This window comes from Bacillus sp. L75 (genome assembly GCF_003676355.1).
Classification (GTDB): domain Bacteria; phylum Bacillota; class Bacilli; order Bacillales; family Bacillaceae; genus Bacillus; species Bacillus velezensis.
Map to the genome: position 1 here is coordinate 1 of NZ_ML064916.1, position 19,889 is coordinate 19,889.

General features: G+C 46.5%; 19 protein-coding genes. All 19 read right to left on the reverse strand.

The annotated features are described in order from the left end of the window. Nucleotides 1–254: 254 nt before the first annotated feature. On the reverse strand, nt 255–1,754 hold the full coding sequence (lysS, locus tag D5S11_RS17415; RefSeq protein ID WP_007409949.1) for a lysine--tRNA ligase: 1,500 nt from the start codon (nt 1,752–1,754) through the stop codon (nt 255–257). An 89-nt stretch (nt 1,755–1,843) separates the two neighbouring features. After that, nucleotides 1,844–2,845: a tRNA dihydrouridine synthase DusB gene (gene dusB / locus D5S11_RS17420; RefSeq protein ID WP_007409948.1), complete on the reverse strand. Its 1,002-nt coding sequence runs from the start codon at nt 2,843–2,845 to the stop codon at nt 1,844–1,846. Between the two features lie 21 nt (nt 2,846–2,866). Then, entirely contained in the window at nt 2,867–3,076 is a 210-nt protein-coding gene (locus D5S11_RS17425) for a helix-turn-helix domain-containing protein (RefSeq protein WP_003150668.1), read from the reverse strand. Continuing rightward, nucleotides 3,028–3,531 carry a 2-amino-4-hydroxy-6-hydroxymethyldihydropteridine diphosphokinase gene (gene folK, locus D5S11_RS17430; RefSeq protein WP_007409947.1) on the reverse strand — a complete coding sequence of 168 codons (504 nt, stop codon included), beginning with the start codon at nt 3,529–3,531 and terminating at the stop codon, nt 3,028–3,030. The genes D5S11_RS17425 and folK overlap by 49 nt, the downstream gene beginning before the upstream one ends. Then, a complete protein-coding gene (gene folB, locus D5S11_RS17435) occupies nt 3,528–3,890 on the reverse strand; it encodes a dihydroneopterin aldolase (protein ID WP_003150671.1) in 363 nt (120 codons plus the stop codon). Before folB ends, folK begins: the two co-directional genes overlap by 4 nt. Further along, on the reverse strand, nt 3,883–4,740 hold the full coding sequence (folP, locus tag D5S11_RS17440; protein WP_042635686.1) for a dihydropteroate synthase: 858 nt from the start codon (nt 4,738–4,740) through the stop codon (nt 3,883–3,885). The genes folB and folP overlap by 8 nt, the downstream gene beginning before the upstream one ends. Then, nucleotides 4,721–5,605, reverse strand: coding sequence for an aminodeoxychorismate lyase (gene pabC / locus D5S11_RS17445; protein WP_094031441.1), 885 nt, complete (start codon nt 5,603–5,605; stop codon nt 4,721–4,723). The genes folP and pabC overlap by 20 nt, the downstream gene beginning before the upstream one ends. Next, on the reverse strand, nt 5,602–6,189 hold the full coding sequence (gene pabA, locus D5S11_RS17450; protein WP_007409944.1) for an aminodeoxychorismate/anthranilate synthase component II: 588 nt from the start codon (nt 6,187–6,189) through the stop codon (nt 5,602–5,604). Before pabA ends, pabC begins: the two co-directional genes overlap by 4 nt. 6 nt (nt 6,190–6,195) lie before the next feature. Continuing rightward, on the reverse strand, nt 6,196–7,617 hold the full coding sequence (gene pabB / locus D5S11_RS17455) for an aminodeoxychorismate synthase, component I (RefSeq protein WP_007409943.1): 1,422 nt from the start codon (nt 7,615–7,617) through the stop codon (nt 6,196–6,198). A 167-nt stretch (nt 7,618–7,784) separates the two neighbouring features. Further along, nucleotides 7,785–8,711 carry a cysteine synthase A gene (cysK, locus tag D5S11_RS17460; RefSeq protein WP_007615206.1) on the reverse strand — a complete coding sequence of 309 codons (927 nt, stop codon included), beginning with the start codon at nt 8,709–8,711 and terminating at the stop codon, nt 7,785–7,787. A gap of 75 nt (nt 8,712–8,786) precedes the next feature. Then, nucleotides 8,787–9,677, reverse strand: coding sequence for a peptidyl-prolyl cis-trans isomerase (locus D5S11_RS17465; RefSeq protein ID WP_108725192.1), 891 nt, complete (start codon nt 9,675–9,677; stop codon nt 8,787–8,789). Nucleotides 9,678–9,722: 45 nt separating this feature from the next. Then, entirely contained in the window at nt 9,723–10,598 is an 876-nt protein-coding gene (hslO, locus tag D5S11_RS17470; protein WP_004264606.1) for an Hsp33 family molecular chaperone HslO, read from the reverse strand. Nucleotides 10,599–10,608: 10 nt separating this feature from the next. Next, entirely contained in the window at nt 10,609–11,385 is a 777-nt protein-coding gene (locus D5S11_RS17475) for a type III pantothenate kinase (RefSeq protein ID WP_007409940.1), read from the reverse strand. 148 nt (nt 11,386–11,533) lie between these two features. Then, nucleotides 11,534–13,453 (reverse strand): ATP-dependent zinc metalloprotease FtsH, encoded by a 1,920-nt coding sequence (ftsH, locus tag D5S11_RS17480; RefSeq protein ID WP_004264608.1) that lies wholly within the window; start codon nt 13,451–13,453, stop codon nt 11,534–11,536. A 97-nt stretch (nt 13,454–13,550) separates the two neighbouring features. Beyond that, nucleotides 13,551–14,090 carry a hypoxanthine phosphoribosyltransferase gene (hpt, locus tag D5S11_RS17485; RefSeq protein ID WP_004264611.1) on the reverse strand — a complete coding sequence of 180 codons (540 nt, stop codon included), beginning with the start codon at nt 14,088–14,090 and terminating at the stop codon, nt 13,551–13,553. After that, nucleotides 14,087–15,505 carry a tRNA lysidine(34) synthetase TilS gene (gene tilS / locus D5S11_RS17490; RefSeq protein ID WP_015239029.1) on the reverse strand — a complete coding sequence of 473 codons (1,419 nt, stop codon included), beginning with the start codon at nt 15,503–15,505 and terminating at the stop codon, nt 14,087–14,089. The genes hpt and tilS overlap by 4 nt, the downstream gene beginning before the upstream one ends. A 104-nt stretch (nt 15,506–15,609) precedes the next feature. Then, entirely contained in the window at nt 15,610–16,611 is a 1,002-nt protein-coding gene (locus D5S11_RS17495) for a protein kinase domain-containing protein (protein WP_108725193.1), read from the reverse strand. After that, on the reverse strand, nt 16,577–17,314 hold the full coding sequence (locus D5S11_RS17500; RefSeq protein WP_004264624.1) for a vWA domain-containing protein: 738 nt from the start codon (nt 17,312–17,314) through the stop codon (nt 16,577–16,579). Before D5S11_RS17500 ends, D5S11_RS17495 begins: the two co-directional genes overlap by 35 nt. Before the next feature lie 67 nt (nt 17,315–17,381). Then, nucleotides 17,382–19,871, reverse strand: coding sequence for a stage II sporulation protein E (gene spoIIE / locus D5S11_RS17505; protein ID WP_007409936.1), 2,490 nt, complete (start codon nt 19,869–19,871; stop codon nt 17,382–17,384). Between the last annotated feature and the right edge of the window lie 18 nt (nt 19,872–19,889).

A 19,889-nucleotide genomic window follows, 5' to 3' on the forward strand; every position in this document is an offset into this window, starting at 1 on the left:
GTTTAGTTTTCAAAGATCATTTTGTCTTTCGTTCAAGCGACTTTATTATTATATCTTATCAATCTCTTGAAGTCAACAACTTTTTAAATTTCTTTTTTCGTCAGCGCCTTGTTTAGCGGCAACGAATAATAATATACCACCTCACAAATAATAGTGCAATAGTTTTTTAAAAGAAAATCAAAAAAGTTTTACGAGCGGCTTGTTTCTAAAAAAGCGCCGTACTGCGATAAGCAGAAACGGCGCCTTCCCTTTTATTAGCGTTGTCTCATTTGAGGGAATAATAAAACGTCTCTGATAGACGGAGCATTTGTTAACAGCATGACAAGGCGGTCGATACCGATACCCAATCCCCCGGTCGGCGGCATGCCGTATTCAAGAGCTTCAACGAAGTCTTCATCCATCATATGCGCTTCATCGTTTCCTTCTTCTCTTTCTTTTAACTGCGCTTCAAAGCGTTCCCTCTGGTCGATAGGGTCATTCAGCTCCGTAAACGCATTAGCGTGCTCACGGCCGACGATAAACAGTTCAAAACGGTCTGTAAAGCGAGGGTCCTCCGGATTTTTCTTAGCAAGAGGAGAAATCTCTACAGGGTGGCCGTAAATAAATGTAGGCTGAATGAGTGTTTCTTCAATTTTTTGTTCGAAGAATTCATTGATGATATGACCCACCGTCATTGAGTTTGTGATCTCGATACCATGCTCTTTTGCATGACCGCGCGCTTCTTCAACAGTCATCTCATTCCAGAAATCTACACCTGTCGCTTCTTTGACCGCATCTACCATGTGGAGTCGTTTCCATTCAGGTTTCAGATCAATCTGCTCTTCGCCGTACTGGATTGTGGTGCTTCCAAGCACTTCCTGCGCAATATGTGCTACGAGGTTTTCCGTAAGGCTCATAATATCTTTATAATCGGCGTACGCTTCATACAGCTCGATCATCGTGAATTCAGGGTTATGGCGTGTAGAAACACCTTCATTACGGAACACGCGGCCGATTTCGTAGACTTTTTCCAATCCGCCGACAATCAGGCGTTTCAGGTGCAGTTCAATCGCAATACGCATATAAAGAGGCATGTCGAGCGCATTATGGTGCGTGATGAACGGGCGCGCAGACGCTCCTCCCGGTATGCTGTGCATCGTAGGTGTTTCAACTTCTAAGTATCCATGGTCATCTAAGTATCTTCTCATCGCTTGGATGATTTTGCTGCGTGTGATAAACGTTTGTTTGCTGTCAGGGTTTACGATGAGATCGAGATAGCGCTGGCGGTAACGCTGTTCAACGTCTTTTAACCCATGATATTTATCAGGAAGAGGACGCAGTGCTTTTGTCAGCAGTTCAAAAGATGTCGCTTTGACAGAAAGCTCGCCTACGTTTGTTTTGAAAACTTTCCCCGTGATGCCGATAACGTCTCCGAGGTCTGAAGATTTAAAGATTTCATATTGTTCTTCGCCGACACTGTCTTTTCTTACGTAAATTTGAATTTGACCTTCTAAGTCCTGCAGATGCGCAAAGCCGGCTTTCCCTTTTCCGCGCTTTGTCATCATACGGCCTGCAATGGTCACTTCGACCGCTTTTTCTTCCAGTTCTTCTTTAGAAAGCTCCTGGTAGGCGTCAATGATCTGTTGAGATTGATGCGTTCTCTCGAAACGTTCGCCGAAAGGGTCAATGCCGTTTTCTCTCAGCTGGTTCATTTTATCTCGTCTGACTTGCAGCTGGTCGTTCAATTCCTCATGATTTTGCTCTTCTTGACTCATTGGTATCACTCCGTTACATTTTGATTTCACGAAAAAGCAGAAAAACTGCCAGCGGTAAGCTGGCAGTGAGCAGCAATAGAGGGTGTATATTAACCTACTTTTGCATCTTGAAGCTCTTTTGCCTCTGCTTCGGCGGTAAATGCATCTAAAAGCTGCACAACTTCTTCACGCGTCTCACATTGGTTAATTTCGTTGCGTACATTCGCATTGCCTCTGACACCTTTCAGATACCAGGCAGCGTGTTTTCTCATTTCTCTGACTGCCACATTTTCGCCTTTTAACTTAATCAGGCGGTCTAAGTGCAGTTTGCATACCGACATTTTTTCACGGACTTTCGGTTCGTCTTTTAACTCGCCGGTTTCAAGGTAGTGCACCGTACGGTAAATCATCCACGGGTTGCCGAGTGCGGCCCGGCCGATCATGACGCCGTCAACTCCTGTTTCCTCAAGCATGCGTTTCGCGTCCTGAGGCGTTTTGACATCACCGTTTCCGATGACGGGAATGGAGACGGATTGCTTCACTTCTTTAATGATATCCCAGTTCGCAGTGCCTTCATACATTTGCACTCTTGTGCGGCCGTGCAGGGCAACGGCTTTTCCGCCGGCACGTTCAACGGCTTGGGCATTTTTCACCGCATAAATGTGCTCTTCATCCCAACCCATTCTCATCTTCACTGTAACCGGCTTATCAACAGCATCTACTACTGCGGATACCATTTCATAAATCTTATCGGGATCGAGAAGCCATTTGGCGCCCGCATCACATTTTGTAATCTTGGGTACGGGACATCCCATGTTAATATCAATAATATCAGCAGTCGTGTTTTGATCTACAAACTTCGCCGCTTCCACAAGGGTTTCCTTTTTTCCTCCAAAAATCTGAAGGCTGAGCGGTTTTTCACGTTCATCAATGTAAAGCATCCCCATTGTTCTGGCGTTATTGTAAAGAATCGCTTTGTCACTGACCATTTCAGCGCATACCAATCCGGCTCCGAATTCCTTTACAGTCAATCTGAACGCTGAGTTGCAGACACCGGCCATAGGGGCAAGCACAACCCGGTTTTTCAATTGAATATCACCGATTTTAAACATTTTTCCCCTCCTTTCATTTGTCTATTTTTCAGGCGGGGCCAATTCGTCCGCACTTATATTTAAAACATCTGCCGCATCTTGAATGATGGCATCTGACGGCAACCGGTTTCCGCGTTCAATTTCACCGACAATAGAAACTGATATACCTAATGCTTTTGCAAATCCTTCTTGAGTATAACCTTTCAGCTTTCTGAATGCACGAATTCGCCTACCCCAGATTTCTGCTTCCATACTCTTACACCTTCTTGGTTTGTTTCAGCGCTTATCGTGATATGATCCGCCTGCGGGCATATTTCTTTTAACGGCGCAAGGACAAATAAGCGCTCATACATTCTCGGATGCGGAACAATCAGCCGCTCTGTTTCAATATTTTCACGATTATACAGCAAAATGTCAAGGTCTGCCGTCCGCGGTCCCCAGCGAATCTCTCTCGTTCTGCCTAATTCAGCTTCAATGCTCTGCGTTACATCAAGAAGTTCAAAAGGAGATAACGACGTTTTCACTTCAACCGCCATATTAAGAAACTGATCTTGATCCTCATAGCCGACGGGATCTGTTTCATATATGGAGGACACCTTTGACACCGTCACGCCATGATGCCGGCTGAGCATGGCCACTGCCTGACGCAAATAATGTTCACGGTCGCCCATATTGGAACCGAGGCCGATATATGCCGTATTGTTCATGATTTCTTTCTCGTCATTTCTATGGCTACTGATTTATAATGGCCGGGAATCGGCGGGTCAGGCTTAACAACTTTTACCGTACATTGCTGCACCGGCTCAAATTTCTCAAGGACGGTGTCTGCGATCCGTTCCGCAAGCGTCTCGACCAAATTGACGGGTTCGCCCTCAACGATGCCGCGGCAGACACTGTACAATTCCGCATAGTTAATGGTATAAGAAAGGTCATCCGTTTTTCCCGCTTTGCTCAAATCCAGTTCGGCAGTCAGGTCTACTTTGAAGCGCTGGCCGAGTTTGTTTTCTTCTTCGAACACGCCGTGATATCCGTAAAACTCCATACCTTCCACATATACTTTATCCATAATGTACGCCTCCTTTGTTCAACATAGCATCCATCATCTTCGTCATTCTTGCGATCTCTTTGACATCGTGCACCCTCACAATGTCGCAGCCTTTTTGGACGCCAAGGCATACTGTCGCTCCCGTTCCCTCGGCACGTTCTTCAGGGGGAAGGTCAAGCACACGGCCGATGAACCTTTTTCTCGATGTCGCCAGAAGCAGCGGATAACCTAACCCGCTGAACACCTCCAGCTTGTTCATGACAGCCAGATTGTCCTCATAGTTTTTCGCAAAGCCGATCCCCGGATCCAGAATCATATTTTCATCTGTGACGCCGGCTTCCGCGGCAATTTTTACGCTTTCCATCAAGTCTGCAAGCATATCAGGAATAAGATCGTTGTAGTTTCTTTCCATGCGGTTATGCATTAAGATAATCGGAACCCCGTGTGCGGCGGCTACTGACGCCATGTCAGGATCACCTTTCGCCCCCCAGATGTCATTAAGGATAGAGGCTCCCGCTTTGACCGCTTCGTCTGCCACGGACGCTTTGTACGTATCGATTGAAAGCGGAATGTCCAGCTCGCTTGTGATCCGCTCTATGACAGGGATGACTCGTGACATTTCCTCATCAGCCGACACGAGTGATGCGCCGGGTCTTGTCGATTCACCGCCGATATCTATGATATGCGCCCCTTCTTCAGCCATCTTCGCCGCATGCAGAAGCGCCCTTTCCGTACTGTCGTATTTGCCGCCGTCAGAGAAGGAGTCTGGCGTTACATTTAATATCCCCATAACGAGCGTCTTCTCTTTATAGGAAAGAGTGCCTTTTTTTGTATGAATCAGTTTAGGATGTTCAATTGTTTGCTGCGCCATTTTGTTCCTCCTCCTGTACATTCATTTTGTTTATTTCCTGCTGATACTGCTTACGGAGCAATTGCACCGTTTTTCCGCTCACTCCGGGCAGCGGCACTTCCTCTATTTTAGAAAACGGGATGATTTCAAGCACGGAGTTTGTCAACCATGCTTCATCCGCTTCAAGCATTGATTGAAAACGGAATCGACCTTCGGTGACTTCTGTCCCCTGCCGTTTCAATTCATCAATGACAAACTGTCTCGTTACACCATCGAGAATTCCCGTATCCAAGGATGGCGTAAAGACCTTGTCTCCTTTTCGCCAAAACACGTTGGAGACAATGCCTTCCGCGACATCTCCTTCTCCGGTCAGGAAAATGCCTTCAAAATTGGGATCATTCCCGATCTCCCGTTTAGCATACATGTTGTTTAAATAGTGATGGGATTTTAACCGGAAATATCCTTCAGGCGTATTTCTCCTGATAGAGAGAAGCCTGCCTTCTTTTTGAACAGGCAGAGTTTCCGGATTGAGCCGGTTGACGAAACAAAGGACGGTCGGCTTTTCATAAGTCTGCGCGGCAAACCCTTTATCGCTGACGCCTGCCGAGATGTTAAGCCGGACACGCGCGCTGCCGTCCTTGATCTCATTGAGGAGCAACAGTCTCCGAAGCATATCAAGCAGCTCCTGTTTGTTCACCTCATATGCAATCTGCAGATCCCGAAGCGCCCTGTTGAGCCTGGCGACATGCGCATCCGGCAGAAACGGCCGGCCGCTGTAAAGCCTGAACGTCTCGAACGCGCCGATCCCGTACAGATAACCATGGTCAAAAGGAGAAAGCGCCGCTTCTTTCTCCTCTATATATTGACCATTCAAATATATAATCACACCGTCACTTCCTTTTTGCGGTGTGTCTCTATAAAGTTTCTGAGCATCTCTTTGCCGAAGGAGGTCATGATGGATTCCGGATGGAACTGAACACCTTCAACAGGCAGCTCATTATGGCGGATTGCCATAATTTCTCCTTCTTTGGTTTGAGCGGATACCGTAAAACAATCCGGCAGCGTGTCCGCTTTGACAATAAGTGAATGGTACCGGGTGGCGACAAGCGGATTTTGCAGGCCTTTAAAAATCGTCTGTCCGTCATGCATAACTTCTGACGTTTTGCCGTGCATGAGCCGCTCCGCTCTGACGACGTCGCCGCCGAATACTTGCGCAATCGACTGATGTCCGAGACATACGCCGAAAATAGGAATACTGCCGGCAAAATGTTTGATCGCTTCGAGGCTGATCCCCGCTTCATCAGGACTGCACGGCCCGGGTGAAATCATTAAGAAGTCCGGACCCAGCTCTTCAATCTGCTCAATCGTAATCTCGTCATTCCGTCTGACGATCAGTTCCTCCCCGAGTTCACCCAAATATTGAACCAAGTTGTACGTAAATGAATCATAATTGTCAATCATTAAAATCATCTCTGCTCACCTCGTCTGATTTTTTGTCTCTTCTTCGCTCAGCTCTAACGCCTTTTTCATCGCAAAAGCTTTTTTGAACGATTCCTTGTATTCATGCTTCGGAACCGAATCAATGACCACTCCTGCTCCGGACTGCATAAAAGCATGTCCGCCGGCTGCATAGATCGTCCGGATCACAATGTTAAACTGCAAATCTCCGTTAAATCCGAACCAGCCTATAGATCCAGTATAAAGCCCCCGTCTTGTCGGCTCAAGCTCTTCTATAATTTCCATCGTTCTCACTTTGGGCGCTCCCGTGATGGTGCCCCCCGGGAATACCGCATGAATAATGTCTGTCGCGTCATATCCGTCCTGCAGCTCTCCCTGTACGTTCGACACGATATGCATGACGTGGGAATACTTTTCGATCGCCATAAATTCGTTAACCCGCACGGAGCCGTAGCGCGATACGCGCCCGAGGTCATTGCGCTCAAGATCAACAAGCATGACATGTTCCGCACGTTCTTTTTCGTTGTGAATTAATTCATCAGCCAAAGCCTTGTCTTCAGCATCGTCTTTTCCTCTTGAACGCGTACCCGCGATCGGTCTCGTTTCAAGCTTCTTCCCCTTCTTTGTCACCAATAGCTCCGGCGACCCGCATATCACTTGAAACCCCGGTGTCTCGAGATAGGCCATGTAAGGAGACGGATTGACGTTTCTCAAGTGTTTATACACCTCATACGGATGAACGGATAAGGACTGAGACTGCCTGATGGACAAATTCACCTGGAACACATCGCCGCTCGTGATATATTGTTTAATTTGTTCTACAGCCTGTGAAAATCCTTCCTCAGTGAACGGAGCGGCGTACGATCCGTCCCCATTCCGATTCAGCGGTGAAAAAGGCTCGTCCGCCGTTTGGAGGGAACACCACATGTCCTCTAAGCGGGACAGCTTTTCTTCCGCAAGATCCGCTTCTTCCGCTTCAGTATGGGTAATGAGCCATAACGCCTCTTCCTCATGGTCATAAACGGCCACATCATCAAAAACAAGAAAGTAAATATCAGGTGTTTCCAGATCATCTAACGACAGCATCTTAAAATTCTCAATATATCGGGCGTAGTCGTAACTGATAAAACCAATCGCACCGCCTTGAAAGTCCGGAAACTCAACGTTTGTTTCCGTTCCGAGCGTTCCAAACCATTCATGAAAGGCCCGCAGCGGGTCACCTTCTTTAAACAGTGTTTCCCCCTCATGCTTGATCGTTGTAATTCCGTCTTTTCCTCTGACGGACGCAATCGGATCTAGACCGGCTATACTGAATCTTCCCCCTCTCGCGCTTTCGAGCAGAACATGCCGTTTTCTCGATTTCGAAAGGTTTTCATATCGCTGTAAAAATGCTTGTTTCGTAAAAGGTATTTTTCTTCCTGCCGGTCTGCGTTGTGCCATCATATCAATCCTCTGCTTCGTTTTACTGTAGTTTTATTTTAAAGCAATCACACTGGTGAAAAAAGTGAATTTCACTTCCAACCATAAAATTCGAAACGTTTTTTGGATTTTCGATGCTTCAGGCACAAAAAAACTCCCGGATACAGCCGGGAGCCGTGTGTATGTCTCTATTCAAACTGATAAAGCGGTGTGCTTAAGTAACGTTCTCCGTTACTAGGGATGATCGCAAGCACTTTCTTGCCTTTCCCCAATTTTTTCGCGATTTCCAGTGCCGCGTAAATGGCCGCTCCGGAAGAAATGCCGCCAAGAATCCCTTCTTCTTTTGCCGTTTTACGGGCATATTCAAATGCATCCTCGTTTTTGACGGGTATGATCTGATCATAGATGTCCGTATTCAATGTTTCAGGGACAAATCCCGCTCCGATACCCTGAATTTTATGCGGGCCCGGTTTTCCGCCGGAAAGAACTGGAGAATCCGCCGGCTCTACCGCATAGATTTTGATGGATGGATATGCTTCTTTCAGCACTTCGCCCGCTCCCGTGATGGTTCCGCCGGTACCGATTCCGGCCACGAACGCATCAAGCTGGTCGTCACCAAACTGTTCTACGATTTCTTTCCCTGTCGTTTGGCGGTGAATTTCCGGGTTTGCCGCATTGTTGAATTGCTGAGGCACAAAGTATCCGTGTTCCTCGGCAAGTTCTTCCGCCTTTTTAATGGCGCCCTTCATTCCTTCTGCGCCGGGAGTCAGCACAAGCTCCGCTCCGTATGCGCGCAGCAGATTGCGTCGCTCCATACTCATTGTATCAGGCATAACGAGAATGGCTCTGAGACCTTTAGCCGCTGCCACCATCGCAAGACCGATTCCTGTATTTCCGCTTGTCGGTTCAATGATTGTGTCGCCGGCTTTTAATTTTCCTTCTTTTTCAGCCGCTTCAATCATCGCCACTCCGATCCGGTCTTTTACGCTGCTGCCCGGATTCATGTATTCAAGCTTCAGATATACATCTGCACTGTTTTCATCCGTCAGGCGATTCAATTTCACAATAGGAGTATTTCCGATTAGTTCAGTAATAGAATTTGCAATACGCACCATGTTGGACACCTCAATTTCCGACTAAATTTATTGGTATTATAAATATAAGTTATCAATTTCAAAATTTTTTGTCAATCATTTAGTTCTTTTTTCCCCGTAGAACCAAGAGACCCCCGCCTCTTTCCACAGCGTTTTGACTGTCGCCTTGTCACCTAATTGATCCATCGCGATCTGGCGTCTGATTTGGCTCTTCACTTCATTGTATGAGAAAGTTCTCGATTTAAGCTTTTCTTTCAGCTGAATGACGGCGTATCCTGAAGAAACTTTAATCGGTTCAGCGGACCATTCATCTTCTTTAAGATTTTTAGCTTCTGTGATATATGCCTGCGGGATATTTTCCTGATTTTCTGTCACAAAGCCGAGGTCTCCGCCATACTGTGACGTGTATCTGTCCGTGGAACGCTCAGCGGCGACGGCTTCAAAGCTGGAACCGCCTTTCAAATCAGCAAGCACCCTGTCCGCCTCATCTTTGTTTTTGACGACAATGTGCCGGATTCTGTAGGAATCATCAAAATGGTACAATTCTTTATTTTTATTATAAAATGATTGCATTTCCTTATCCGATATATCGATGTCCTTCGTCAGCAGTTCTTCAAGAAGAATGTTGTAGCGGATCTGGTCTCTCCATTCTTTTTCGGTAATATGGCTGTCTTCATAAAATGAATTATCTACCGCTTTGATTAAAAGAAATTCCCGCTCCAATTCGCTGTTTGAAACTGTAAGTTTATTCTTTTTCGCAAGCTCTTCCACTACTTCTGCATTAATCATGTCTTCCAGAGTTGATTTTCCGTACTGGTCTTCCATCTTTTTCATCCAGTCTTGCCGTGTGATATGTTTATCACCGATTGTCGCGATGGATTCTTCAGATGACCCCGCGGCTTGGGATTTTGTTAACTTATACGCCACTATCACACTGCATACTAACAGCGCCGCTACAATAATCGTCAAAAGTGTTCTCGATTTCAAAATCTACCCCATCCCTTTTATAAAATAGAACAACCCGCTAAAGAGCTAGCGGGTTGTTTCGTCACGAAGCTCTTCCAGTTCTTCTTTTGTAAATAAATATTTCTCATTACAAAAATGGCAAACCGCTTCGGCTTTTCCGTCTTCTTCTATCATATCTTGTATTTCTTTTTTGCCTAGTCCTAAAATGGCCGTTTCGAATCGATCTTTTGAACAAGAACAGTGAAATTTGACCGGCATTGTTTCGAGAACGTCCGGTTTTTGACCTAGAACTTCTTCTAAGATTTCTTCCGGTGTCAGGCCTTTTTGAATCAATTTTGAAATTGGTTCGATTTGAGATAATTGCTTTTCAATTGTTGAAATGGTTTCTTCATCAGTCCCCGGAAGAAGCTGAATGATGAACCCGCCCGCAGCGAGAATGGTGTTATCAGGATTTACTAGAACACCTACGCCGACAGATGAAGGGACTTGTTCAGAAGAAACAAGATAATATGTGAAGTCGTCACCGAGTTCACCCGAGACAATCTCTACTTGTCCCGTAAAATAATCACGTAAGCCCAAATCTTTTACGACACTGAGTGTTCCGTCAGTTCCGACCGCCCGTCTGACATCCAGTTTCCCTTGTTCATTGAGATCAAAATGAACGTGCGGGTTTGATACGTATGCTCTTACCTCACCCTTTGCGTTCGCATCTGCGACAATGGCTCCGATCGGGCCGCCGCCTTCTATTTTGACTGTCAGCTTATCTTCACCCTTAAGCATCGCTCCTAGCATCAGAGAAGCTGTCATCGTCCGGCCGATTGCGGCTGATGCCGTCGGCCACGTGTCATGCCTTCTTTGCGCTTCATTAACCATATCTGTCGTTCTGGCTGCATAAGCCCGCACTTTACCGTCATATGCAATTGCTTTAATTAAATAATCCATCGTTTACCTCCTATACGTGACCCACGCGATTTCGCTCATAAATGATTTCCAGCCCTTTCAGAGTGAGAAACGGGTCAACAATATCAATACAATCTGATTCGTTTGCGATTAATGACGCAAGCCCGCCTGTCGCAATGACTTTCGGTTCCTGTGTTGCCTGCCATTTCATCCGCTTTACAATGCCTTCAACTTGTCCGACATAGCCGAAAAGGATGCCGGACTGCATGGCGCTTACCGTGTTTTTGCCGATGATATTGTCCGGACGGGCAATTTCAATTCTTGGAAGCTTCGCCGCACGTGAGTACAGCGCTTCCGTTGAAATTGTAATGCCGGGAGCAATCGCGCCGCCCATGTATTGTTTGTTTTCATCAATGTAGCAATACGTCGTCGCCGTTCCGAAATCAACAACAATTAAGGGGCCGCCATACTGCTGGATCGCCGCAACGGCATTGACGATCCTGTCAGCTCCCACTTCTTTCGGATTGTCATACTTTATATTTAAACCTGTTTTCATTCCCGGGCCGACAACTTGCGGCTCGATGTGAAAGTATTTTGTGCACATTCTTTCTAAAGAGAACATAATCGGCGGCACCACGGATGAGATGATAATCCCTTCAATCTGTTCAAACATGAGTCCGGAATGTTCAAATAAGGAGCGGAGCAGCATGCCGAATTCGTCTTCTGTTTTGTGCCTGCTCGTTTCTATGCGCCAATGATATTCTAATTCCCCATCATGATATACACCAATCACGGTGTTGGTGTTCCCCACATCTATAACCAGTAACAACCTCTATCACCACTTTTGAATAGTTTCTAATCATAACATTTTCAACATTCTACAATACCATACACGATCTGCGGCTCTTTTGTAAACAAAACGGAACCAGTAAAAAAACCGCCGGTATACGCCGGCGGTTTTCATATCAGAAAGCGAACTATTCTTTCGGCTCGTCTTTCTTTTCGTCTTCTGTTTTAGACAGGATGTTTACTTTCACATCGTCTTTTTGAAGATGGTCATCTGAGAAATTGCGCTCAGGGAGTTTTCCGTGATCCACGAGATGCTTGATTTGTTCCGCATCTAATGTTTCCACATCAAGCAATGTCTGAGCAATCAATTCAAGCTTATCACGATTTTCAGTCAGGATGGTTTTCGCACGCTCATAACATTCTTTAATGATGCGCTGAATTTCCTGATCGATTTCGTAAGCGATCTGATCACTGTAGTTTTGCTCGTTGTTGAAATCCCGGCCCAGGAATACTTGACCGCCTTGAGATTGACCGAACTGAAGCGGTCCGAGTTTTTCAGACATACCGAACTCTGTCACCATTCTTCTCGCAATGTTCGTTGCCCGCTGGAAGTCATTGTGAGCGCCCGTGCTGACTTCGCCGAAGATAATTTCCTCGGCAACGCGTCCGCCCAGAAGACCGACAATTTTATCGAGAAGTTCAGGTTTTGTCTGGAAGTAACGGTCTTCTCTCGGAAGCATGACCGCGTATCCGCCAGCCTGCCCCCTCGGAACGATCGTTACTTTATGAACCATATCGGCTTCATCCAGCACAAGTCCGATAACGGTGTGACCGCCCTCGTGGTACGCCACGATATTGCGTTCTTTTTTCGAGATGACGCGGCTCTTCTTCGCAGGACCCGCAATGACACGGTCCGTTGCTTCATCAATGTCGCGCATATCAATTTTCTTCTTGTTTTGACGGGCAGCAACGAGTGCCGCTTCGTTAAGAAGGTTTTCTAAATCGGCGCCTGAGAAACCGGGTGTTCTTGAAGCGATTGCTTTTAAGTTCACCGTTTCATCAAGCGGTTTGTTTCTCGCATGGACCTGTAATACGGCTTCACGGCCGATGACATCCGGACGGTCTACCGTAATCTGACGGTCAAAACGTCCCGGACGAAGCAATGCAGGGTCAAGAATGTCCGCACGGTTTGTCGCAGCGATAATAATGATTCCTTCATTCGCACTGAAACCGTCCATCTCAACAAGCAGCTGGTTCAGCGTCTGTTCGCGTTCATCATGCCCGCCGCCAAGACCTGCGCCGCGCTGACGTCCCACCGCGTCGATCTCATCAATGAAGATCAGACAAGGCGCATTCTTTTTCGCATTTTCGAATAAATCACGCACACGGGAAGCACCGACACCGACAAACATTTCAACGAAATCAGATCCGCTGATGCTGAAGAAAGGAACGCCCGCTTCACCGGCTGAGGCTCTCGCAAGCAGCGTCTTACCGGTTCCCGGAGGTCCGACCAACAGCACGCCTTTAGGGATTCTGGCGCCAAGCTCGGCGAATTTGCGAGGATCTTTCAGAAACTCAACAACCTCAACAAGCTCCTGCTTCTCCTCATCCGCGCCGGCTACATCTTTAAACTTCACGCGTTTCTTTTCTTCCGTATACAGCTTCGCTTTGCTCTTTCCGAAGTTCATGACACGGCTGCCGCCGCCCTGAGCCTGATTGAGCAGGAAGAAAAACAGAATAAAGATGATGACAAACGGAATGATCGTCGTTAAGAACGTCACCCACCCGCTTGTTTCCTGTGCGGGATCAACTTTTACGTCCGTCTTTTTAATTGCATCAAATATCTGGTCTGCTCCTTTTCCTTCAGGAACATGTGTTAAAAAGTACTGGTCTTTGTCGTATTTTTTCAGCTGTCCTTTTACCTCATAAACACCTCTGACAGGCTGAACCGATACGCTATCAACTTTCCCTTCATCGAGGTTCTTGATAAACGTACTGTACGACATATTTTCTGTTTTCGGGTTTGAAGTCTGGAAGTAACTCACAACCCCGATTACTACTAATAAAATAAGTAAATAAAAAATGGTATTACGGAAGACCCGATTCATTCCTTACCTCCTCCCACAGTAAGCACAACTATGTTCAATAGTACCATAGAAAATCATTCCAATACAACCGATAACCATCTCGGAAGCAGGCAGCCGATCAGCTTTCATAAATCGCCGGTTTTAATACTCCGATGTAAGGCAGATTGCGATAGCGTTCGGCATAATCAAGTCCGTAACCCACAACAAACGCGTCAGGAACTTCAAAGCCTACGAAGTCTGCTTTAATGTCCGCTTTTCTTCCGCTTGGTTTATCCAACAGGGTAACAATCTTAATTGATTTCGCTTTACGATATCGGAAGAGTTCTACGAGATAGCTCAAGGTTAACCCACTGTCGATAATATCTTCAATGATTAAGATGTCCCGGCCTTCTACAGATGTATCCAAATCTTTGATGATTTTGACTTCTCCGGAAGAAACCGTGGAATTTCCGTAGCTTGATACATCCATGAAGTCCATTTCCAAATATGTATCAATATGCTTTATAAGATCAGCCATAAAAGGAAGCGCTCCCTTTAACACACCGATTGCCAACGGAAACGTGTCGCTGTACTCGCTTGTTAATTGTTCTCCAAGCTGTTTTACTTTCTGCTGGATCTCATCTTCTGAGATCAGCACTTTTTCGATATCCTGTTTCATGTTAATGCTTGCCCCCTACACTTTTCATGCTGTCTATATTGTAATACAATGCGGTCACTGTTTGAAATCACAAGATCGTCAAAGATGGATTTTTTCAAGCCAGGCAGCCAGATAATTTCACCGCTCGCATCCGTTACAATCGGCCATTCGTCCCGATCCCGCAGAGGCAGTTTATGATCAATAAATATATCTTTCACCTTTTTCGAGCCATTCATCCCTTTAAGTTTGATCCGGTCGCCGATTTTTCTCGTCCGGATTGTTAAAGGAAATTGCACCTTGTTTCTGCTTGTCATAAAAACAGCATTCCCATTTTTGATATGAGGGTCAGCCTGATCGGCCACCTCTATCATAAAGCCGTTGGGGAGAACAGCAGTCTCGCCTTCCGCTCCTTGCAGCTGCAGCTCAAAGGGAACTTTTTCACATTGCCATTGTTCAAATGTAAACAAACATGTCTGATATGATTTGACCACCTTCAGCCCTTTCGGAAAATCAAGCACTCCCGAGGCGCTTCCATTTTCCGCCCATTCGAGAAACTGCTGTATGTGGCGGGCGGAAAACGACGATGGAACGTTTTCATAAAGATAGTTTAATATTAGTTGAACTCCTCTTCTTTGTAAAGGTATCGGAAGGGCAAGCAATTGAGAGGAATTGACTTCAACCGATGTGTCAGACTTGCTTGTAATAACCTTATTCATTCGTTCTTTCGTTAATGACTGCAGGTATTGTTCGTCTTCTGTCAGTGCTTCACTCACCTTTTGAAACATTTTATGAACGTCAGGTGATTCATGTTTTAAAAAAGGAAGCACGGTCTTTCTGAATCTGTTTCTTGTATAATCGTCTTTTGCATTGCTCTCATCCGTTCTGTAGCTGAGCCCTTCTTGACGGCAGTATTCAAGGATTTCATCCTTTGCCGCATAGAGGAAAGGCCTGATCAGCCAGCCGGATGCAAATTCGCGGACGGGCTGCATTCCCGCAAGCCCTGCCCCGAGCGTACCTTTCGCAAGCCTCATGAGCATTGTCTCAACCTGGTCATCGCCGTGATGAGCCAGCGCCAAAAACTTCGCTTGGTGTTTTGTCATCAGATCTTCGAAAAACTGATATCTGCAATCACGCGCGGCAGCCTGCTTGTTCAGCTTATTCTTCTTTGCGTATGCAGAAACATCAATCTGTACCGTTTCGCAGAGGATATGTTCCGCTTCGCAATATGACTGCACAAACTTCATATCTTCTTCAGATTCAGGACCCCTGAACTGATGGTCGACATGCGCCGCTATGATAACGGAAGAATGCCCGAAGTGCTTATTCAGCATACTGAGAAGCGCCATTGAATCAGGGCCTCCGGAGACCCCGGCAATAATCGTTTCTCCCTCCGCCTGAAGATGATATGTTTTGAAAAAATCTTCCACGCTTTTCACAATGTCCCCCTCACAATGAGCAGGTTTTTTAAAGATATACATATCCTATCACTTTCATTCCCTCCAAGCAAAGAAGAAGCATGAGCGCAGGCGTCCGGCCGGCACTAGATGAGAAAAAAGACGATGTAAGCGAAATAAAGGGCGAGAACGCTGATTAAAATAAGTGTTGTTTCAAACAAACCATTGTGCTTTGCGGGTTTTTGTTTAGGTTTATACCGCGTTTGAGATACAGTGCCCTGCCGCGGTTTTGATTGCGGCGGCTTAGGCTTGGCGGCGGCTTTCCTTTTACTCCCTGCACTCTGCCCCGCCGTCAGGATGTCATGCTTCATGGCTTCCGCAGACGGATATTGGCCGTTTAAAGCAGAAAACAGAACCTTCTTATACTTATTCAGAAACGGGTGGCCTTCAATGATAGAACGAAGCTGTTCTTTCGGCTGTCCTGACTTTTTGCACTCTTTCTTCTGGACACAGTGGATCATGATCATTGCGACAGCAAACAGGTCATAGGATGGTTCTGCTTTTCTTGTTCCATACCCCCAATAGCCCCTGTCGTAAAACTCCGTATACTCTTTAATCGCGCGGCCCTGTTTTGTCGTTCCCCCTACATCAATGCAGCGAATGGCAGCCGGTGGTCCGGTTACAATGAGATTGTCCGGTTTGAGGTCGCCAAAAACCCACCCTTGCTGATGAAGGACTGACAGGCTGGAAAGAAGCTGCACCATCAGCACCGGAATCCACTCCGCTCCCTTACTGCTGATATATTGCGGAAGAAGCGGCCCTTCTATGTACTCCATCACGTAAAAAGAGACATTTTTATTCAGCTGCGGAATAAACGCGTCATCCGCATCAAAAAAAGAAGGCCCCATCGTTTGCGACCGGACCTTTGAAAAGGATTTTAAGACATTCACTTCAGAGGTAACAGACATGCTGTCGCTGCTTATTTTCAAAGCGACCTGTCCGCCTGATGCTTCTGCCAGATATACAATACCGTTAGCCCCTTTTCCAAGCTGTTTGAGCAATCTGTAGGATTTGCCGTTCCATTTGCCCTGAATTGCCGTCCCCGGTGCCAGACTACATGCCAAACTCGTTAAAGCGTCGTTCATCATCTGCCAACATGCTCCTTCTTGAGCGGATTCTCTCAAACTGCTGCGTCGCTTCCCGGATAGCGGGGCCCGTAGGGGTGATACCGCCGGTCGACAGCTTCGCAAAGAGTGCAGAAAGGGATTCAAGCTTCGGCGTCCAATTCAGCACAAGCTCAACTTCCTGGCTTTTCCCGGGAAATATACACATTGCAAATTCATTTTGCCCGGCCCGGGAATTTAAACTGATGGAAAGATCGATCAGCGCTTCTTTCACCGTCGGCAGTTTCGGCGCCATACTCGCACTCGTATCAACCAGCACAAGCACTTGCAGATGAACCGTTTCGCCGAGTTCATCAACCACTTCCATCACTTCGCCGCGTTTTTCAGGAGAAAGCTCTTCCATTTCAACGTTTTTCCCTAAGATTTGTTTAAGCTCTTGATTGACGACACCTTGCAGCGTCTGGGTCATTGCTTTTTTCGTCACCATTTGAACCGTCTGAGACAATTGTGACGCATACACAACTTGATGGACGCCGCCTCCGGCCATGGCGATGCCTTCAACTTCCTTCATTGCCTCTTGGTCAATCGCGTTTTCTTCCATAATTCCTATAACATTCACCGTAATCCCCTGCTCCTTGGCGAAAGCCGCCATTGCGATCGGGTCTTCACCATGATTGGAGCAGCCATCTGTAATCAGCAGAACTTGATTTAAATGTCCCTTATTCACATACATTCCTCCCGGTGATACGATTAGTCCCATCTTCGCCAGAAGGAAAGTGATTTATACGAAATGATTAAGAAATCTCCTTTTTATTTTGGAAAACCGCCGGCACCGGTATGGAAGCCCATTTCGGCGTGTTGTGGTCAATCCGGACAACAACCACTGTCATATCGTCTTCGATTTGGCCGGAACGCGTTCTGATGACCTCTTCCATTAATATATCAGCGATTTCTTGCGGGTCTTCGGTTTTCAGCCCTTTCATTTTCCGTTTCATCCACAGGTCGTGGTTTTCAACGTGCTTCGGCCCTTCAAAAATACCGTCACTCATCATGACGAGCAGATCTCCCGCTTTTAACTGTTCACTTACAACCTCCACGTCAAATTCATTGATGATGCCGATCGGCAGATTGCTGGCCTGCACTTTCATGACTTGATCTCCCCGCTTGATAAAACTCGGCGTTGAACCGACCTTCAAGAATTTGCAGCTTGCATCCTGAAGATCAATGATAGAAAGATCGAGAGTTGAGTAGATTTCGTCTGTCGTCCGTAAAGACAGAATACTGTTGATCGTTTTTATCGCTATTTTTTCATCAATACCTGATTCGAGAATTTTTTCGAGCAGCTTAATCGTTTCATTGCTCTCATAATGGGCCCTCGCCCCATTGCCCATGCCGTCACTGATCGCGGCCGCATATTTTCTCGCCCCCAGTTCCATCATGCTGTAGCTGTCGCCGGAGACAAGGCCGCCGCCTTTTGCCGCATGAGCCGCGCCTGTCGATACCCGGTACGACTTGGTCGAACCGAACGCAACATGGCTGTAGCCATTCGGATGAGTCGAGTGCTGTTCGCTTTTGACAAGTATCTGCTCCTCAAGAATGTCAGACAGCATCGGGGCGATAATTTTCTCACTCTCGCCGTGTCCTCCGCTGAACGGGATTGTCATTTCGATATCAATATTGCCCTGCTCCAAGCTGTATATCTCGACATGCTGAATCTCGATTCCGAAATGCTGAAGCGCCTCTATCATTTGTTCTTCCTGAATAAAATGCTGCTCCCTCTCCCGTTTTATTTCCCGAGAAAAGTCCGCCATGACCTCAGAAACCCCCAACAGCTGCTCGGCAACAAGCCTTCTGCTGTCCTGAACTTTTCTCTTCAGTGTCAGATGGGCGTGATGGTGGGCAAGTTCGTCCTCAATCAGCTCTTCCACCTGTCTGGATTTGGAACAGTGCTGTTGAAACTCCTTTTTTAATCTGCGGTTTGAGGCATACTGTTTTTCTTCTGTTTCATGCATAACTTGTTTCATTAAGTCATATGTTTTATCAAAGTTTTGAACCCAGCATTTGCTTTTCTTATAGCAGGATTGGCACGAATGCTCCGTGATTTTGCTTAAAAAGAGATCCACTTCCCCTTCTTCCGCCTGCTCATCGGAAGACGTCTGATGAAAGGTGGCGAAGCTCTCCGACAAGGCATGAAACACATTGGAGAACTGGTCTACTTTCTGGGCGGTGACATCTCTGATTTTCCTCGCGTACTGCTGCTGTTCCTGACTGTGCTCAGCAGTGCCCGGTATGTATCGCGCCACCTTTTTCGTAATCGATTGAGGCGTAATCAAAAACAAAACAACGGCAATCAAAGATTCATAAAGAGTGGTCATTAATCCGGCAGACCCTTCTCCATATAATGAAATCAGCAGTGAGCCGATCACTAATCCGACTGCGGCTCCGGCTTTCTTTCCTTCTTTCAGCAGCCCGCCAAGAAGCCCGGAAAACGCAAGCAGACTCATTTGATAGAGGTTCCCGATATTCGCAAGCCCGAGGATCAGTCCGGTCACAACACCGACCGTACAGCCGATGCTTGCCCCGCCGACAAAGGAAAAACTCAGCACGACATAGCGGGCCAGGATATGTTCAGCCTGCATTCCCTGAAATGAAACACCGGCAAGCCCGGTTAAAACGGATGCGATCAAGATCATAAAACAGATGATTTCTTCTATTTTTAACGATTGCTTCACTTTTTTGATCGTGAAGATCGGCAGGCTTTGCAAAAAGATCAGCGTCAAAATAAAGGCCAGGCCCGCCTCGACAACAGCCATCACATAATCATAGGTGGTAAAAGCGCCGCTTTCAAAATAAACAAATCCGATTCTCGCGGCAGCCATAGAGAAAAACACCACGATCGGCAGCATCTTCACCCGGTCCTGCACGATATATGTACCGATTTTTGAAAATAGAGTGAAGACGGCCAAAGCTGTGAGAATCAATAAAGAGTGTTTCGGCGAAATGGTTAAAGCGCCCGCAAGTAAAGACAGACAAGCATAGAAGGCTTTATCTCTTCTGATCAAAAGCATCGCTCCGAAAAACGGCAGCGCAAACGGAAGAACCTCAGATAATATGAAAGCCCGTCCAAGTAAAAAACCGATCACGACATAAATGAAACCCTTATAGAAAAAAAGTGAATGCGCTTGATGGACTGTAAGCTTTGCCGCCTTTTCAAAAAACGATTGCAGTTTTTCCAGAGCTTGTCCCGCCATCGGCCCGTTCACTCTTCTTTCCGCTTTTTCCATTGCTCTCATCCCCCACCT

Excerpts from the sequence above, each read along its gene's own strand:
- lysS (WP_007409949.1), bottom strand. The coding sequence starts at position 1,754 with ATGAGTCAAGAAGAGCAAAATCATGAGGAATTGAACGACCAGCTGCAA.
- dusB (WP_007409948.1), bottom strand. The coding sequence starts at position 2,845 with ATGTTTAAAATCGGTGATATTCAATTGAAAAACCGGGTTGTGCTTGCC.
- D5S11_RS17425 (WP_003150668.1), bottom strand. The coding sequence starts at position 3,076 with ATGGAAGCAGAAATCTGGGGTAGGCGAATTCGTGCATTCAGAAAGCTG.
- folK (WP_007409947.1), bottom strand. The coding sequence starts at position 3,531 with ATGAACAATACGGCATATATCGGCCTCGGTTCCAATATGGGCGACCGT.
- folB (WP_003150671.1), bottom strand. The coding sequence starts at position 3,890 with ATGGATAAAGTATATGTGGAAGGTATGGAGTTTTACGGATATCACGGC.
- folP (WP_042635686.1), bottom strand. The coding sequence starts at position 4,740 with ATGGCGCAGCAAACAATTGAACATCCTAAACTGATTCATACAAAAAAA.
- pabA (WP_007409944.1), bottom strand. The coding sequence starts at position 6,189 with ATGATTTTAATGATTGACAATTATGATTCATTTACGTACAACTTGGTT.
- pabB (WP_007409943.1), bottom strand. The coding sequence starts at position 7,617 with ATGGCACAACGCAGACCGGCAGGAAGAAAAATACCTTTTACGAAACAA.
- cysK (WP_007615206.1), bottom strand. The coding sequence starts at position 8,711 with ATGGTGCGTATTGCAAATTCTATTACTGAACTAATCGGAAATACTCCT.
- hslO (WP_004264606.1), bottom strand. The coding sequence starts at position 10,598 with ATGGATTATTTAATTAAAGCAATTGCATATGACGGTAAAGTGCGGGCT.
- ftsH (WP_004264608.1), bottom strand. The coding sequence starts at position 13,453 with ATGAATCGGGTCTTCCGTAATACCATTTTTTATTTACTTATTTTATTA.
- hpt (WP_004264611.1), bottom strand. The coding sequence starts at position 14,090 with ATGAAACAGGATATCGAAAAAGTGCTGATCTCAGAAGATGAGATCCAG.
- D5S11_RS17495 (WP_108725193.1), bottom strand. The coding sequence starts at position 16,611 with ATGATGAACGACGCTTTAACGAGTTTGGCATGTAGTCTGGCACCGGGG.
- spoIIE (WP_007409936.1), bottom strand. The coding sequence starts at position 19,871 with ATGGAAAAAGCGGAAAGAAGAGTGAACGGGCCGATGGCGGGACAAGCT.